The organism is Micromonospora sp. WMMD754 (genome assembly GCF_049315235.1).
GTDB lineage: Bacteria > Actinomycetota > Actinomycetes > Mycobacteriales > Micromonosporaceae > Micromonospora > Micromonospora sediminicola.
Genome location: NZ_CP186058.1, coordinates 4909749 through 4926806, shown reverse-complemented (window position 1 = coordinate 4926806; position 17058 = coordinate 4909749). Strand labels below are relative to the sequence as shown.

General features: G+C 71.5%; 9 protein-coding genes. 1 reads left to right on the top strand and 8 read right to left on the bottom strand.

All coding sequences use genetic code 11. The features are described from left to right. Positions 1-48 precede the first annotated feature (48 nt). The 7 genes from ACN27B_RS23810 to ACN27B_RS23780 all read right to left on the bottom strand — a co-directional run bounded on the left by ACN27B_RS23810 (position 49) and on the right by ACN27B_RS23780 (position 13674). Positions 49-4335 (bottom strand): discoidin domain-containing protein, encoded by a 4287-nt coding sequence (locus ACN27B_RS23810; RefSeq protein ID WP_422741552.1) that lies wholly within the window; start codon positions 4333-4335, stop codon positions 49-51. A gap of 98 nt (positions 4336-4433) precedes the next feature. Further along, positions 4434-7307 carry a discoidin domain-containing protein gene (locus ACN27B_RS23805; RefSeq protein WP_422741551.1) on the bottom strand — a complete coding sequence of 958 codons (2874 nt, stop codon included), beginning with the start codon at positions 7305-7307 and terminating at the stop codon, positions 4434-4436. 152 nt (positions 7308-7459) lie between these two features. Then, complete coding sequence (locus ACN27B_RS23800; RefSeq protein WP_422746055.1) at positions 7460-9085, bottom strand: glycoside hydrolase family 13 protein; 1626 nt, start codon at positions 9083-9085, stop codon at positions 7460-7462. A 56-nt stretch (positions 9086-9141) separates the two neighbouring features. Beyond that, the gene (locus tag ACN27B_RS23795) at positions 9142-10029 is read right to left on the bottom strand and encodes a carbohydrate ABC transporter permease (protein ID WP_099161183.1); all 888 of its coding nucleotides are present in this window, start codon (positions 10027-10029) and stop codon (positions 9142-9144) included. A 3-nt stretch (positions 10030-10032) separates the two neighbouring features. After that, positions 10033-10992: a carbohydrate ABC transporter permease gene (locus ACN27B_RS23790; protein ID WP_099161184.1), complete on the bottom strand. Its 960-nt coding sequence runs from the start codon at positions 10990-10992 to the stop codon at positions 10033-10035. Between the two features lie 57 nt (positions 10993-11049). After that, positions 11050-12426 (bottom strand): ABC transporter substrate-binding protein, encoded by a 1377-nt coding sequence (locus tag ACN27B_RS23785; protein WP_422741550.1) that lies wholly within the window; start codon positions 12424-12426, stop codon positions 11050-11052. A 246-nt stretch (positions 12427-12672) separates the two neighbouring features. Further along, entirely contained in the window at positions 12673-13674 is a 1002-nt protein-coding gene (locus tag ACN27B_RS23780; protein WP_099161186.1) for a LacI family DNA-binding transcriptional regulator, read from the bottom strand. A gap of 212 nt (positions 13675-13886) precedes the next feature. On the opposite strand from ACN27B_RS23780, the gene ACN27B_RS23775 reads away from it, so the two are divergent. Next, positions 13887-15917 carry a glycosyl hydrolase family 28-related protein gene (locus ACN27B_RS23775; RefSeq protein WP_099161187.1) on the top strand — a complete coding sequence of 677 codons (2031 nt, stop codon included), beginning with the start codon at positions 13887-13889 and terminating at the stop codon, positions 15915-15917. Between the two features lie 235 nt (positions 15918-16152). Here the strand turns inward: ACN27B_RS23775 and ACN27B_RS23770 are convergent, their stop codons facing one another. After that, on the bottom strand, positions 16153-16962 hold the full coding sequence (locus tag ACN27B_RS23770; protein WP_099161188.1) for a SigB/SigF/SigG family RNA polymerase sigma factor: 810 nt from the start codon (positions 16960-16962) through the stop codon (positions 16153-16155). Between the last annotated feature and the right edge of the window lie 96 nt (positions 16963-17058).

Below are 17058 nucleotides of genomic sequence, written 5' to 3'. Positions count from 1 at the left end.
GCGGGGCCGCCGGGGAGGTGTCTCCCCGGCGGCCCTTGGTCGGCGTGGTCAGTTGCGGGTGATCGTGAATGTGCTGGTGGTGTTCTTGATGTCCTGGGCGTTGTCGGTCAGGCGCAGGTTGGTGAAAGTTGCCGCGCCGACCGCGGGGCCCTGACCGGCCTCGGGCATCTCGTTGACCCAGATGCCGAAGCCGGACTTGGCGTCGAACGCGTCACCGCTGCGCCGCGCCCCGGAGATCGAGACGTTGGTCAGCACGGTGTCGGTGATCGGGTTCTCCGGCTGGCTGCCGGTGTACTTGGTCTGGAACATGATCCCCGAGTACGTCGGATCGACGATGTCCACGTCGCTCACCCGGATGCCGCGGAACTCCTTGGACGCGGAGAACAGCCACATCGCCGGGAACGTCTGCGCGCCCCAGAAGTGCCCGCCCGAACGGATCAGCGAGATGTTCTCGAACCGGGTGGGCGGGCTGGCGCCGAACCCGACGAACGGGTAGCCGAAGTCCAGCGAGCTGATGGTGATGCCCGAGTACGTCAGCTGGTCGGCGATGTAGAGGTTGCGGAACACGTTGTCGTAGCCGCCGTACACGGCGATGCCGGCCGCCCGCCAGGTCAGCGTCGCGGTCAGGTTCTCGAACACGTTGCCGTGGTTGCCGCCGGAACCGCCCTGGTCGGTGGCGGAGAACAAGGCGAACGCGTCGTCGCCGTTGGAGCGGCCCTCCGAGTTGGTGACCAGGGCGTTGGTGCTCCCGTTGGTCATGTTCACCGCGTCGGCGAAGGTGTTGCGGAACCGGCTGTCCCGGATGGTCAGCCCGTCCACGCTCACCCCCCAGTAGGCGCAGACGGTGTGCTCGACCCAGACGCTGTCCAGCGTGAGGTTGTCCACGTCCTTCAGCTCGCCCCACACCTTGCCCGGACCGTCGATCCGGTTGGTGTAGTTGCCGAAGAAGGCGAGGTGGGAGAAGGTCGACCCGCTGGCCGAGGACTCCACCCGGAAGCCCGCGTCGGTGTTCTGCTGGTTCGTCGGCGTCTGGAAGCGGGTGTACCACATGCCGGCGCCGACGACCTTCACCGCCTTGCCGTACACCTGGAACTTCTGCGCGGTCTCGTAGGTGCCGGCGGGCAGGTAGACGCCGACCAGCGTGCCGGTGGTGTCCATCCGGACCGCGTCGAGCGCGTTCTGCACGTCGGCGTGGCTGAACCCGGTGGGCACCCGGTAACGCGTCGGGTCCGGGTTGGCCCGGGGCGACACCAGCTCGGTGTTGACGAAGTCGATCGCGTACGTGGTGCTGTTCGCCGGGTCCTTCTGGAGCCGGATCCGGCTGCCCGCCGGGACGGTGGAGTTGAGCAGCACGTTCGCCTCGTCGTACAGGTGCCGGGGTGCGCCCGCGCTCGGTGAGTCGCTCGGGCCGGCCTCGGCGCCGTAGAGCCAGATGTGCTTCGAGGTGAGGCTGATCGGCTTGTGCAGCACCCCGTTGACGTAGACGTTCAACGTCGAGTCGATCCCGCCGCCGCCCGCGGCGTCCGGGATGGAGAAGCGGGTGACCAGGGCGTTCGCGGCCGACTTGGTGGTCCACTCGACGTACGCGCCGGTGGTGTTGAGGGTGACCGCCCGCCGGCCGGACGCCTCGCCGGCCAGGTCCCCGATCGTGCGGTTGGGGCCGATCACCTGCGCGCCGCCGCCGACCGAGCCGTCCTCGGCCTCGTACATGTCGTAGCCCAGGTTGGCCCCGCGACCGACGAACAGCGCCCGGTCGCTGGTGTTGTTCTGCCGCTTCACCGGCAGCTCGTTGGCGTCGTCGGCGAGCACCACCCGGACGGTGTGACGGCCGTTGGCGGCGGTCCAGGTGCCGAGCGACACCGGGCCGGCGGTGGCCCCGGCGGCGATCGTGCCGGAGTACGCGCCGGTCAGCGTGCGGACCACGGACCCGGAGTCGTTGAGCACGGTGAGCGTGATGCCGTGCGACCCGCTCGCCGAGGCGATCGTGCCCTGGTTGCGCAGCGTCACCGCGAAGCTGACCGTGGCGCCGGCGGCCGGCGTGCCCGGCGACCAGGTCACCGCGGAGGCCACCAGGTCGGAGCTGGCCACCGGGCTGACCGTCAACGCGGTCGGGTTGGTGTAGGAGTTGTTCGCCTCGTTCTGCTCGATCACCGCGTTCGACTCGTCGACCTTGGCGGTGAGCTGGTAGCTGCCGGCGTTGCGTGCGCCGATGTTCGCCGAGACGGTGCTCGACGCGCCGGCCGCGAGCGCGCCGACGGCGGCGGTGCCGACCTTCGTCGTACCCAGGTAGAGGTTGACGTCGGTGGCGGCGGACGCCGCGCTGCCGGCGTTGCGCACGGTGGCCGACAGGGTGATCGCGTCGGTCTCCACCGGCGCGGACGGCGAGGCGGTGACGCCGGTGACGGTGAGGTCCGGGTTGGGGGCCGGGACGCCGATCACCTGGAGCTCGGCGACCTGGCCGTTGGACGAGCCGGAGTTCGCGGTGAACTGGAGTCGGACGTCCGCGGCGGTGGCCGAGACCGGGACGGTCACCGTGTTGCTGCTGTTCGGGTTGAAGGAGTAGGTGGCGGAGCCGACCAGGCTGGTGAACCCGGAGGCGGACTGCTCCCGGCCGAGCACCTGGAACGTCTGGGTGCGCGCGCCCCAGGCCGGGTCCGGGTTGAGCTTCACCACGACCGCGCTGATGCTCGCGTTGGCGCCCAGCGCGACGGTGAGCGTGCTCGGGTACGCGCCCGGCGCGCCCTCCCAGTAGGTGGCGACGTCGTTGTCGACGGCGTTGGCGGCGTTGAACACGTGCACCACGGACGAGGCGGTGGCCGGCTTGCCGACCGCCAGGTTGGTGCCGCCGGTGGTGCTGCCGGTGCGGGTGACCGTGTTGCTGTTGGCGGAGACGTTGCCGGCCGCGTCGCGGGCGCGCACGTGGTAGGAGACGGTGGCGCTGTCCGGCTGGCTGTCGGTGAACATCAGCGTGGAGCCGCCGACGGTGGTGCGCAGCGACCCGTTTGCCCACACCTCGTAGCCGGTGACGCCGACGTTGTCGGTGGACGCGGTCCAGGTCAGCCGGATCTGCCCGCTCGCCGGCTGGGTGTAGGCGAGGTTGGCGGGCGCGGTGGGCGCGGTGGTGTCGCCGGTGTTGCCGGTACGGGTGACCGTGTTGCTGTTCGCCGACACGTTGCCGGCGGCGTCCCGGGCCCGGACGTAGTAGGACACGGTCGTCCCGGCCGGCTGGGTGTCGGTGTACGCCAGCGTGGTACCTGCGACGCTGGTGCGCAGCACGCCGTTGGCGTAGACGTCGTAGCCGGTGACGCCGACGTTGTCGGTCGACGCGGTCCAGGTCAGCCGGACCTGGTCGGTGGCCGGCTCGGTGAACGCCAGGTTGCCCGGCGCGCTGGGCGCCTGGGTGTCCCCGGTGGCCGGGCCGTAGATCTCCAGCTCGGAGAGCTGCCCGGCGGGCCAGGCGCTGTTCGCGGTGAACAGCAGCCGCAGGTAGCGGGTGGACGCGGTGGGCACGGTGACGGTCACCGTGTTGCCGCCGGCCGGGTCGAACGCGTACGACGCGGACCCGACCAGGGTGCCGAAGGAGGAGCCGGTGGTGCTGCCCTGCACGGTCAGCGTCTGGTTGCGCGCGCCCCAGCCGGTGGGCAGCCGCAGCACCAGCCGGTTGACGCTGGTCGCGGCGCCCAGGTCGGCCTGGATCCACTGCGGGAACGCGTTGTTCGGGCTCTCCCAGTAGGTGGCCGCGTTGCCGTCGTTGGCGTTGCCGGCGGTGTAGACGTCGGAGTGGCCGCTCTCGGTCATGGTCTTGCCGAGCGCCAGGTTGGTCGACGAGGAGGCCGTGCCGTAGACCTCCAGCTCGGCGAGTTGGGCGGCGGCCCAGCCGGTGTTCGCGGTGATCACGACCCGCAGGTAGCGGGCGTCGGTGGCGGTGAAGCCGAGCGTCACCGTGTTGCCGGCGGCCGGGCTGAACGACCGGGCGGCGGACGCGACGACCGTGGTGAAGCCACTGCCGTCGGCGCTGGCCTGCACGGACAGCGTCTGGTTGCGCGCCTCCCAGGCGGCCGGCAGCTCGAGCACCACCTGGTCGACGGCGCGGCTGGTGCCGAGGTCGACCTGGGCCCACTGGGGCAGCGTGCCGCTGCTCTCCCAGTAGCTGCCCTGGTTGCCGTCGGTCAGGTTGGCCGCGACGTAGGGGCCGTTGACGCTGCTGGCGGTGGCGGTGCGGCCGGCGGCGAGGTTCGGGCCGCCGGCGGCGAGGGCCGGCGGGGCCGGCGCCGCGGTGACGGCCAGGCCGACCGCGGCGAGCACCGCGACGACTCTGGTACGGAGTCTGGACATGGTGGACGGACACCTTCTTCCGGGGGAGGTGGAGAGGCGTTGACGGGGGTGGGGGGTGTGGTACGGCGGGGACCCGGGGCGGGTCCCCGCCGCGCCGGTCAGGAGGCGTAGACCTCGAACTCGGACAGCTGGCCGGCCGGCCAGCCGGTGTTGCCGGTGAAGGTCAGCCGCACGTAGCGGCGGTCGCCGGAGGGCAGCGCGATCGACACGCTGTTGCCGCCCGCCGGGTCGAACGTGTACCCGGCCGCCGCCTTGAGGGTAGCGAACGACGAGCCGTCGGTGGAGCCGAGCACGGCCACCGTCTGGGTGCGGGTCTGCCAGGCCGTCGACGGCGGCAGCTTGAGCACCACCCGGGACACCGGGCGGGCGCTGCCCAGGTCGACGGTGACCGACTGGGGGAACGCGTTGTTGGCGCTCTCCCAGTAGGTGGTGGCGTTGCCGTCGACCGTGTTGCCGGCGCCGTAGACGTCGGCGTGGCTGGTCTCGGCGACCGGCCGCCCGGCGGCGAGGTTGCCGGTCGGGGGCGCGGTGGTGGTCGGCGGGGTGGTGGTGGGCGGCGGGGTGGTCGTCGTGCCGTCGCCGTACACCTCCAACTCGGAGAGCTGGGCCGCCGGCCAGCCGGTGTTGCCGGTCACGGTGACCCGGACGTACCGGCGGGCGCCGGACGGCAGCACGATCGACACGCTGTTGCCGGCCGCCGGGTCGAACACGCGGCCCGCCGACGCGGCCAGCGTCGAGAACGACGAGCCGTCGGTGGAGCCGAGCACGGACAGCGTCTCGGTGCGGCGCTCCCAGCCGGCCGGGAGCTTGAGCACCACCCGGTCGACGGTGCGCGACGCGCCGAGGTCGACCGTCAGCGACTGCGGGAACGCGTTGTTGGCGCTCTCCCAGTAGCTGGCCGCGTTGCCGTCGACCGCGTTGCCGGACGCGTACGTCTGGTTGACGCTGGTGGCGGTCGCCGGCCGGCCCAGGGCCAGGTTCCCGCCGGTCGGCGGCGGGGTGGTCGGCGGCGGCGTGGTCGGGGGCGTGGTGGTGGGCGGCGTGGTGGTCGGGGGCGTGCTGGTGGGCGGCGGGCTGGACGGCCCGTTGCCCCACTGCGGCTGCGGCCACGGCCCGCAGTACGGGGTGGGCGTGTACCAGCCGGAGTTGCCGGCGCCCTGGGTGATCTGGAAGCCGCTGCCCACGCAGTTGTGCATCGGGTTGGCCTGGGCGATGTTCGTGGCCCGCACGTTCGTGAAGCTGACCTGGCTGGGCGCCTGGACCTGGAGCGCGTACGTGCCCGCGCCGTCGATCCGGACGTTGGTGAACGAGATGCCGCTGGTCTGCCCCTCGATCCAGTGCAGCGCCGCGTAGGAGCTGTCCAGGATGTCGGTGTCGGTGACGTTGATCGCCGCGCCCTGGATCGGCTCGTTGAGCGCGGAGAACCAGATGGCGCCCACCCCGAACTGCCAGTTGTAGTCGGAGTTGCCGTTGCGGATCAGCGTGTTGCGGGCGACCGTGATGGTGCCCGCGACGGCCGTCGACCCGGTGACGCCGGGATAGCGGTTCGCCACGTGGATGCCGCCGCCGTTGGTCACCGAGTCGGCGGTCACGTTGTCGGCGATGGTGATGTTGCGCCCGCCGTACGTCACCAGGTGGTTCGCCAGGACCGTCACGCCGATGGTGTTGTGGGTGAAGGAGTTGCCGACGTTCGGCACGCTCTGCGCCCACATGGCCAGCGCGTCGTCGCCGGTGTTGCGGACGAACGTGTTGGTCACCGTGGAGTTGGTGACGCCCCAGTGGAAGTTCACCCCGTCGGCGGTCTGGTCGAGGATGCGGCTGTTGCGGATGGTGAAGTTGTCCATCGGGCCGTCCATCCAGGCGCCGACCTTGGTGTGCTGCAACCAGAGGTTGTCCACCACCGAGTTCGTCATCGCGCCGCCGAGCGCGTTGACCTGGTCCTCGTCGACGCGCTCGCGGATGTCGCCGATGATGGCGAAGTCCCGCAGCGTGACGTTGCGGCTGGGCCCGCCGGCCTCGTGCGAGCGGATCTCACCGGAGTAGCCGCCGCCGGGCACGTACTTGCCGTAGATGCCGGCGGCGCGCTTGCGGTCGGTGGGGTGCCGGCCGCCGAGCACCGAGTACCACGGCCCGGCGCCGCGCAGCGTCACGCCGTCGACCACCACGTGGTCCCAGAGCGTGAACGTGCCGGACGGGATCCACACCGCCTTCCCCTGCGCCCTGCCGGCGTCCACCGCCGCCTGGAACCTCGCGGTCGAGTCGGTGGCGCCGGTCGGGTCCGCGCCGAAGTCGGTGACCACGTCCAGCACGCCGGACGGCTTGCTGATCGGCGCTCCGACCAGCTCGAAGTCGGCCAGGTCGATGATGAAGGTGGGCGACTGCGCGGTTGAGGAGACCTGGAGGCGGATCGTGGTGCCGGCCGGGTAGGTGGTGCCGAACATGGCCCGGGTCTCGTCGTAGAAGTGGTGCGGGTTGGTGTCGCCCGGGTTGTTGTTGAACGGGTAGCCGCCGTAGTACCAGCCGTACCGGGAGGTGACCGGCACGGCCTTGACCAGGGTGCCGTTGGCGCGCAGGTCGATGCTGGCGTCCCGGCCGGTGCCGGCGGCGCTGTCCGGCAGGCTGTAGCGGAAGGTGACCGCGTTCGCCGGGGCCGCGAGCGTGAACTCGACGTACTCGCCGACGGCGTCGAGGGTGACCGCCTCCCGGCCGGACGCCTCCGACGGCAGCGTGCCGTAGCGCCGGTCGGGGCCGACCTTCGTGCCGGTGTGGGCGGCCTGCTCCGCCTCCTGCTCGCGGAACGGCACGGTGGCGCCGCGGCCGGAGATGTCGAACGGGGACAGGCCGGCGGCGTGCGCCGGGGTGGCCGTGGAGGTGAGCGCCACGACGGTCAGTGTCGAGGCGGCGAGCGTGGCGGCGGCCAGGGCCGCGAGCCCGGTGGTGCGGTGGCGGTGCGGGGTGCGGTGCTCGGCCATGCGGGGTGTGCTCCCTTTCGTCGGTGGCCAGGTCCCCCGTGCGGCGGTGCTCCTGTCTCCTTCCTGTCCTCCCCAGGTGCTTCTGCGGCGGCCGGGACGGGCCGCCGGATGCCGCGGCGCCGGCGGCGGGACGATGCCGCCGGCGCCGCGGGTCAGTTCGTCCGGGTACGCAGCCAGACCGCGGTGTCCGGTGGCAGCCGGTCGTCGTCGAGCGGGCCGCTGGCCAGCAGCAGCTTCTCGTGCGCGGGCAGCGCCACGGCCCGGTCACCGAGGTTGACCAGGCAGGCGAACCCGGGCTCGCGGGCGAAGGCCAGCACCCGGTCGGGAGCGGGCAGCCAGCTCAGCGGGCCGTCACCCAGCGCGGGGTCGGCCCGACGCAGCGCCAGCGCGGCCCGGTACAGCTCCAGCATCGAGTGCGGGTCGCCGGTCTGGGCCCGGACCGTGCGGTCCTTCCAGTCGGCCGGTTGCGGCAGCCACGGCGCGGCGGACGCGCCCTCGGGGCTGAACCCGAACGGCGGGTCGTCGCCCTGCCAGGGCAGCGGCACCCGGCAGCCGTCGCGGCCGGGGTCGACCCGCCCGGAACGCTCCCACATCGGGTCCTGCCGCAGCTCGTACGGGATGTCCTCGACCTCCCACAGACCCAGCTCCTCGCCCTGGTAGACGTAGGCGGCGCCGGGCAGCGCGAGCGACAGCAGCGCGGCGGCCCGGGCCCGGCGGGTGCCGAGTTCCAGGTCGGTGGGGATGCCCTCGCGCTTGGCGGCGAAGCTGAACCGGGTGTCGGCCCGGCCGTAGCGGGTGACGTGCCGGGTGACGTCGTGGTTGGACAGCACCCAGGTGGCCGGCGCGCCGACCGGCGCGTGCGCGGCGAGCGTGCCGTCGATGCTCTCGCGCAGCGAGGTGGCGTCCCAGGCGCAGCCGAGGAAGTCGAAGTTGAACGCGGTGTGCAGCTCGTCCGGCCGCAGGTAGTTGGCGAAGCGCTGCCGGTCCGGCAGCCACACCTCGCCGACCAGCGCCCGGTCGCCCGGGTAGCCGTCGGCGATGCGCCGCCAGGCCCGGTAGACGTCGTGCACGCCGTCCTGGTCGCGGAACGGGTGCGGCCGGTCCGGGTGGACCTCGGGCAGCGTGCCGTCCTTGACCAGCAGGCCGGCCGAGTCGATCCGGATGCCGTCCACGCCCCGGTCGAACCAGAACCGCAGGATGTCGGAGAACTCGGCGCGTACCCGGGGGTGGTCCCAGTTGAAGTCGGGCTGCTGCGGGGCGAACAGGTGCAGGTACCAGTCGCCGGGGGTGCCGTCCGGATCGGTGGTGCGGGTCCAGGTCGGGCCGCCGAACTCGCCGGTCCAGTCGGTGGGCGGGAGGTCACCGCCGGGACCGCGTCCGGCGCGGAACCAGAACAGCTCCCGCTCGGGGGCGTCCGGCCCGCCGGCCAGCGCCGCCCGGAACCACGGGTGCGCGTCCGAGCAGTGGTTGGGCACCACGTCGACGATGGTCCGGATGCCGAGCGCGTGTGCCTCGTCGATCAGCGCCTCGACCTCGCCGAGGGTGCCGAAGACCGGGTCGATGTCACGGTAGTCGGACACGTCGTAGCCGGCGTCGGCCATCGGGGACGGGTACCAGGGGCTGAACCAGATCGCGTCGACACCGAGCGCGGCGAGGTGGTCCAGGCGGGAGCGGATGCCGGCGACGTCACCGATCCCGTCGCCGTTGCCGTCGGCGAAGCTGCGTGGGTAGACCTGGTAGATCACCGCTGATCGCCACCACGGGCTGCTGTCGACCATGGACACGGGCACCTGCTTTCTGCGGGTCGGTTCTGATGCGGCGGGCGGTGCGCCCGTCAGCCCTTGAGGCCGCCGGTGGTCAGGCCGGACATGATGTTCCGTTGGAAGATCAGGAACAGCACGACGGTGGGGATCGCGGCGATGACGGAGGCGGCGATCACCACGTTCATCGGGGTGCCGCCGGCGAAGGTGTAGATGCCGACGCTGACGGTCCGCGTCTCCGGCGACGGCATGACCAGCTTCGGCCAGAGGAAGTCCTTCCACACCGCGGTCACCGCGAAGATCGCCACCACGCCGAGGATCGGGCGGGACATCGGCAGGACGATCGACCAGAGCGTGCGCAGCGGCGAGGCGCCGTCCATCACCGCGGCGGCCATCAGATCCTCGGGGATCGAGTCGAAGAACCGCTTGAGCAGGAAGATGTTGAACGCGTTGGCGACCAGCGGCAGCCAGATGGCGAACGGCGAGTCGAGCAGGTTGACGTGCACGATCGGCAGGTCGAGCACGGTCACGTACTGCGGGACGATGAGCACCATCGCCGGGATCATCAGCGTCGCCAGCATCAGACCGAGGATCAGCCCGCCCAGCACCGGGCGCAGCTTCGACAGCGCGTACGCGGCGGCGGTGTCGAACACCAACTGGAACAGCACCGCGCCCATCGCGTAGTAGAACGTGTTGAACAGCAGCTTCGCCAGGGCGAGGTTGTGCCAGGCGTCGACGTAGTTCTGCGGCTGCGGGTCACGAGGGAACAGCGACGGCGGGGTCTGCGCGATCTCCTGGCCGCTCTTGAGCGCGCCGGTGACCATCCAGTAGAGCGGGCCGAGGAAGACCAGCGTGAACACCACCACGACGACGGTCAGCACGGTCCAGTAGAGGACCCGGCCGCGACCGCGCCGCAGCTGGGCCGGGGAGATGAGGGTCCGGGTGGTGGTGTCGGCTGCCATGTCCTAGTCCTGTCTCGCGGTCAGTCGCACGTAGACGGCGGAGAACCCGGCCAGCACGACCAGCATGATCACGCCGAGCGCGGCGGCGCCGTTGAGGTCGTTCTGGAAGAACCCGTGCTGGTAGATCAGGTAGGCCACCGAGGTCGCGGAGTCCTGGGTGCCGGCGCCGTTGGCGAGGATCAGCGGCTCGGTGAACACCTGCATGGTGGCCACGATCTGGAGCATCGCCAGCAGCGCCAGGATCAGCCGCGTCTGCGGGATCGTCACGTGCACGATCCGCCGCCACACCCCGGCGCCGTCGATCTCGGCGGCCTCGTACAGCTCGCCGGGGATGTTCTGCAACGCGGCCAGGTAGATCAGCACCGCGCCGCCCATGTTCATCCAGGTCGACGCCAGCACCATGGCGGGCATCGTCATGGTCGGCGACTGCATCCACTCCGACGTGGGCAGGCCCACCGCGGTGAGGATCGCGTTGAACAGTCCCGCCTCGCTCGGGTCGTACGCGTAGAACTTGAACAGGAACAGCGCGGACGCCGGCGGCAGCATCACCGGCAGGTAGACCAGCACCCGCAGGTAGCCCTTCGCGTGGCGCAACTCGTTGAGCAGGATCGCCACGAGGAACGGCACGGCGTAGCCGAGCACGAGCGCCAGGCCGGTGAAGACGAACGTGTTCTTCCAGGCCGTCCAGAAGCTCGGATCGGCCATGATCCGGGTGTAGTTGTCCCAGCCGACCCAGCTGGTCTCGCCGCGCCGGGTGCGCTGGAAGCTCATCACGACGCCGCGGACCATCGGGTACCAGGAGAAGACGGCGAAGCAGGCGACCGCGCCGATGAGGAACGTGTGCCCGGTGAGGTTGTCCCGCACCCTGCGGCCGAGACCGGCCCGGCGCGCGGCGACGCGCGGCGGTGTCGGTGCGGAACGGCCGGGGCGGCGGGTGGCACCCGGGGCGGTGGTGAGCGCCAAGGCAACTCCTGCGGTAGGGGGTGGGGGCCGGTCGGGGCCGACCCCCACCCGGTCGGGTCAGCTGCCGGCGGCCAGGAGCTGGTTGACCTTGTCCTCGGCGGTCTTGAGCAGGGCGTCGATGTTCGCGTTCGGGTTCGTCAGCACCCCGGACATCGCCGCGTCGAGCACCGCGTAGATGGCCTGCGCGTTGCGCGGCTCACCCTTGATCGGCACCGGGTTGGCCTCGAAGACCGCGAAGTTGGTGGTGTCGACGTTGGCGTTGGCCTTGCGCAGGTCGAGTTCCTGCTTCTGCGCGTCGCTGCCGTTCGTGAACAGCAGCGGCTGGGGCAGGCCGACCGGGTAGTTCTGCGGCTTGGCGCGGACGTAGTCGAACTGCCCCTTGCCCGGGGTGAGCTTCTGGTAGGCGATCCACTTCAGACCGGCCTTGACCTGCTCCGGGGTGAGGCCCTTCTTGAAGAAGTAGCCCTCGCCGCCGCCGAGGGTCGCCTTGGCCGGGCCGTCCTGGCCGGGCAGCGGGCCCATCGCCCAGTCCTGGTACTTGCCCTGGAACTGGCTGACGATCGCCTGGGTGGCGTCGGGCGCGCCGATGAACATGCCGACCTTGCCGGCGCCGGCGTTGGTCAGCAGGTCGCCCCACTGCAGGAGCTGGCGGCTGCCCATGCTGTTGTCGCCGTAGCGCATGTCCTTGAGGTTCTGCAGGACCTGCTTGCCCATCGGGTTGTTGAAGTCGGCCTTCTTGCCGTCGGCGCTGAGTACCTGGCCGCCCTGCGAGTAGAGCAGCGAGGTGAAGTGCCAGCCGCCGGTGTTGCCGGCGCTGTACTCGGAGTAGCCGGCGACGCCGCCGCCGAGCGCCGAGATCTTCTTGGCCGCGGCCCGCACCTCGGACCACGTCTTCGGCGGGTTGGCCGCGTCGAGGCCGGCCCGCTGGAAGAGCGCCTTGTTGTAGATCAGGCCCATCGAGTAGTTCTTCACCGGTACGCCGTAGAGCTTGCCGCCGTCGGTGAAGACCTCCTTGAGCGCCGGGTCCACGCTGTCCCAGGTGGGGATGGTGTCCTTGGTGGCGTACTCGGTGATGTCCATCGCCTGACCGGAGTCCAGCACCTGCTGGAGGTCGGTCATGTAGCCGTAGAACACGTCGGTGACGGTGCCGCCGGCGAGGCGGGCGGTGAAGTCCGGCGGGTTGTTGCACTGCTCGCCGACGCTGACGCTCTTGATCACGATGGTCGGGTTCTGCCGCTGGAACTCGGCGACGTCGTCGTTCCAGTTCTTCAGCAGTTCCTTCTGCGCGCCGACCGGCTGGCAGTCGACGGTGATGGTGACCTTGCCGCCGGCCTCGCCGGAGTCGTCGCTCTTGGTGGAGCACGCCGCGAGGCTGAGCCCGAGGCCGGCCGCGAGGGCGACCGCCGCGACCTTCCGATACTGCGGTACGGACATGTGTCCATCCCTTCGGGAACGGGTGTATCGATGGTTTGCACTGATCTGCGGTGACCGCGCGGCTGCCGCGCCCCGGGGTCCGGTGGAAGTGGAGTCAATGTAGCGACGCCGACTCTTTACAGCAAGGTGTCGACTCGAAGACGAAAGAACACGACTTTGCAACGGCTGATCACGACGGAGGCGTTCGGGGGCACAAAAAAGGCCGCCGACCGCGGGTAGCGGTCGGCGGCCGGGTGGCGCGCCGGGTCAGGTACGGGGAGCGGGGGCGGTGGAGCCGCGTACCACCAGCTCGGGCTCGAAGAGCAGCTCGTCGTGCAGCACGCCGGCCCCCTCGATCTGGGTGACCAGCAGGTCGACGGCGGCCTGGCCCATCGTCTCGATCGGCTGGCGCACCGTGGTCAGCGGCGGGTCGGTGCAGGTCATGAACGCGGAGTCGTCGAAGCCGACCACCGAGACGTCGGCGGGCACCGCGCAGCCGAGCCGCCGGGCGGCCCGGATGGTGCCCAGCGCCAGCACGTCGCTGGCACAGACGATGCCGGTGGCGCCGCGCTCGATCAGCTTCGTGGCGGCGACCCGCGCGCCCTCCATGGAGAAGCTGGACCGCTCCACGAGGGACCGGTCCTCGCCCCAGCCGGCGGCGCGGACCATGGCGTCGAGCTTGCGGCGCGACGGCACGTGGTCGCCCGGGCCGAGCACGATGCCGATCCGCTCGTGGCCGAGGGAGCGCAGGTGCCCGTACGCCTGCTCGACGGCGACCGCGTCGTCGGTGGACACCCGGGGGAAGCCCAGCTCCTCGACGCCGGCGTTGACCAGCACCACGGGCAGTCCGCGATCGGTCAGGCGCCGGTAGTGCTCGTGCGAGGCGTCCGCGAGCGCGTACGAGCCGCCGGCGAAGATGACGCCGCTGACCTGGTGGTCCAGCAGCATCTCCACGTAGCCGGACTCGGGCACGCCGCCGATGGTGCGGGCGCAGAGCGCCGGGGTGAACCCGCGTTGGGCCAGCGAGCCGGTGACCACCTCGGCCAGGGCCGGGAAGATCGGGTTCTGCAGCTCGGGCAGCACCAGACCGACCAGCCGGGCGCGCTCCCCGCGCAACTTGGTCGGGCGCTCGTAGCCGAGCACGTCGAGGGCGGTCAGCACGGCCGTCCGGGTCGCCTCGGACACGCCGCCGCGGCCGTTGAGCACACGACTCACGGTCGCCTCGCTGACGCCCGCCTTGCGGGCCACCTCCGTCAAGCGTTTCGTCACGGCGGCAATCCTACGTCGGTTTCTTGCAAGAAAAGAACAGCCGGACCGCCCGATTCTTGACGTCCCTACCCGCAGCAGCAGTGAAAGATTCAAACATGGCAATGCTTGAAAGAGAGCAGGGAGCAGGAATAACATGAGGCACCTTGTCGACGGGCGCCCCTCACCCGCGCCGAGGCCACCACCGTCCCCTCCTCGCGAAAGTGGGTGCTCCGATGCAACGGAGCGTGGAAGGCACCACGGGCCGCCGCCCGTACGTGCCGCGGATCCTCGCGGCGGCGGTCACCGCCGCCGCCCTGGTCGTGCCGCCCGGCTCCGCCGCCGCGGCGACCGCGCCCCCCGGCCCGGCGCCGGCGGTCACCCGGGCCGCACTCGACCCGGCACTGGTGGCCGGGCGCGGCGCCGCCGTCGACTACGTCGAGCAGGAGGCCGAGAACGCCCGCACCACCGGCGCCGTCATCGGCCCCGACCGGTCCGCCTACACCCTGGCCGGCGAGGCGTCCGGTCGCCGGGCCGTCCGCCTGCTGCCCGGTCAGTACGTCGAGTTCACGCTCCCCCGGGCCACCAACGCGCTGACCGTGCGCTACAGCATCCCCGACGCGCCGCGCGGCGGCGGCATCACCGCGCCGCTGCGGGTCGCCGTCGGCCGGGCGCCCGCGCGCACCATGACGCTCACCTCGCAGTACGCCTGGCTCTACAACCAGTACCCGTTCACCAACGACCCCGACGCGGACCTGCTGCACCCGGACTGGTGGATCACCGAGTGCTCGTGCGTGCCGGCGGCCACCACACCGACCCCGGTCGTCGCCAAGCCGTTCCGGCCGCACCACTTCTACGACGAGCAGCGGATGTTGCTCGGGCGGACCCACCGGGCCGGCGAGGTGGTCCGGCTGACCGCGCCGACCGGCACGGCCGCCGCCTGGACCGTGATCGACCTGCTGGACGCGCACCTGGTCGCCCCGCCCCGGGTGGTTCCCCGCGCGGTGAACGTGCTCGCCTTCGGCGCCGACCCGACCGGGCGGCGCGAGTCCGCCGACGCGTTCGACCGGGCCGTGGCGCACGCCCGCCGGGTGGACCGGCCGCTGTACCTGCCGCCGGGCGTCTTCCAGGTCAACCGGCACGTGATCGTCGACGACGTGACGATCGTGGGCGCCGGCAGCTGGTACACCGTCGTGAAGGGACGCGAGGTCGCGCTCGACACCCCGGCGCCGGACGGGTCCCGGCACACCGGCGTCGGCTTCTACGGCCGCGACGCCGCGGACGGCGGCAGCCGCCACGTCCACCTCTCCGGCTTCGCGATCGAGGGCGACGTCCGCGAGCGCGTCGACACCGACCAGGTCAACGCCATCGGCGGGGCGCTCAACCACAGCACCGTCGACGGCCTCTACCTGCACCACACCAAGGTCGGCATGTGGTTCGACGGTCCGATGACGGGTCTGCGGGTCACCGACACCGTGATCGCCGACCAGATCGCCGACGGGGTGAACTTCCACACCGGCGTCACGCACTCCTCGGTCACCAACTCGGTGGTCCGCAACAGCGGCGACGACGCCCTGGCCATGTGGTCGGAGGGGACCGCGAACGCGTCCAACACGTTCGCGTACAACACCGTGCAGTCGCCGGTGCTGGCCAACGGCATCGCGCTCTACGGCGGCGCCGACCTGACCGTCGCGCACAATCTGGTCGCCGACCCGGTCCGCGAGGGCAGCGCCATCCAGATCGGCTCCCGCTTCGGGGCCGAGCCGTTCGCCGGCCGGATCCGGATCACCGGCAACACCACGGTCCGGGCCGGCACCTACGACCTCAACTGGAACATCGGCCTCGGCGCGATCTGGTTCTACGCGCTGGACCGCAGCATCGACGCCGACATCCAGGTCACCGGCGACGCCTACCTGGACAGCACCTACAACGCGATCATGCTGGTCAGCGACTGGCCGGTGAAGGACCGCGTCCGGATCGACAACGTGCGGTTCCGCGACATCCGGGTCGACGGCACGGGCACCTCGGTGGTGAGCGCCCGCACCGCCGGCGGGGCCAGCTTCGCCGACGTCGACGCGCGCAACGTGGGCGCGGTCGGGGTGAACAACTGCGGCTCGTTCCACTTCACCCCGGCCGGATCCGAGTTCGGCCTCACCGACCTCGGCGGCAACGACGGCGGCTGGCTGGCCCCGTGGCTGCTGCCGAACACCATCACCTGCGACGACCGACCTCCGGTCGTGCCGCCGCCCCCACCGTCCTCCTGGTGACGGGCGACCCCACCACTTCCCCGCAGTGGCGGAGATCCCACCGCGTTGTCAAGTGGGCACTCCCGCATGATCCACACCACGTCGGGGAAGTGGCGTGGTCCAGGCGCCGTCGATGCCGCCACCTCCCCGAGCTGGCGGGGCGGCCCGCGACGGTACCCGACGGGTGGTCAGAACGACGCGACCGCCACCGGTCGAGGACACCGGTGGCGGTCGCGGACGGGGAGAACGGGGTGGATCAGGCCTCGGTGAGCTGACCCCGCAGCTTGGTCAGGGCGCGGGCGAGCAGCCGCGACACGTGCATCTGGGACACGCCGACCCGGGCGGCGATCTCGCTCTGGGTCAGGTTGCCGTAGAAGCGCAGCGTGAGGATCTTCTGCTCGCGCTCGTCGAGCGTGGCCAGCGCCGGGCCCAGCGAGGCGCGCAGCTCGGCCAGCTCGTACTCGTTGTCCTCGGTGCCGAGCGTGTCACCCAGCTCGGTGGCGCTGTCGCCGTCGCCGATCGGGGTGGAGAGCGACACCGCGTTGTAGGCGCGGGCACCCTCCAGGCCCTCCAGCACCTCTTCCTCGGTGACGTCGAGGTGGGTGGCGATGTCGGCCACGGTCGGGGCCCGGTTGAGGGTCTGGGTCAGCGTGCTGTTCGCCTCGGAGATGCGCAGCCGCAGCTCCTGAAGGCGACGCGGGACCCGGATGTTCCAGGTGCGGTCACGGAAGTGCCGCTTGATCTCGCCGAGGATGGTCGGGATGGCGAAGCCGGCGAAGTCGACCCCGCGGGAGGCGTCGAACCGGTCGACCGCCTTGATCAGGCCGAGCGCCGCGGTCTGGGCCAGGTCGCCGGCCGGCTCGCCGCGACCGCTGTAGCGGGCGGCCAGGTGGTTGGCCAGCGGCAGCCACGCCTCGATGACCTGATTGCGCAGGCTCGCCCGCTGCGGGTGGTCCGCGGGCAGGGCGGCGAGCGCCCCGATCAGCTCGCTGGCGCGGGACTCCTCACCGGTCTGCGGCGCGCGGTGCACCTCGGTGGCGGACGGTGCCATGGTCATCGTGGTCATGCTGCCCTTCCTGTCCTCGGAGAACGGGTGGCCTCCCACACCGGTCGTGCCAGTCACACTAGACCAAAGGTCACCGCCAAATCAACCGAACGGACG

What these genes read in the sequence shown, in the direction of transcription:
- ACN27B_RS23795 (WP_099161183.1), bottom strand. Translation starts at nt 10,029, where the DNA reads ATGGCAGCCGACACCACCACCCGGACCCTCATCTCCCCGGCCCAGCTG.
- ACN27B_RS23770 (WP_099161188.1), bottom strand. Translation starts at nt 16,962, where the DNA reads ATGACCACGATGACCATGGCACCGTCCGCCACCGAGGTGCACCGCGCG.
- ACN27B_RS23810 (WP_422741552.1), bottom strand. Translation starts at nt 4,335, where the DNA reads ATGTCCAGACTCCGTACCAGAGTCGTCGCGGTGCTCGCCGCGGTCGGC.
- ACN27B_RS23785 (WP_422741550.1), bottom strand. Translation starts at nt 12,426, where the DNA reads ATGTCCGTACCGCAGTATCGGAAGGTCGCGGCGGTCGCCCTCGCGGCC.
- ACN27B_RS23800 (WP_422746055.1), bottom strand. Translation starts at nt 9,085, where the DNA reads ATGGTCGACAGCAGCCCGTGGTGGCGATCAGCGGTGATCTACCAGGTC.
- ACN27B_RS23805 (WP_422741551.1), bottom strand. Translation starts at nt 7,307, where the DNA reads ATGGCCGAGCACCGCACCCCGCACCGCCACCGCACCACCGGGCTCGCG.
- ACN27B_RS23775 (WP_099161187.1), top strand. Translation starts at nt 13,887, where the DNA reads ATGCAACGGAGCGTGGAAGGCACCACGGGCCGCCGCCCGTACGTGCCG.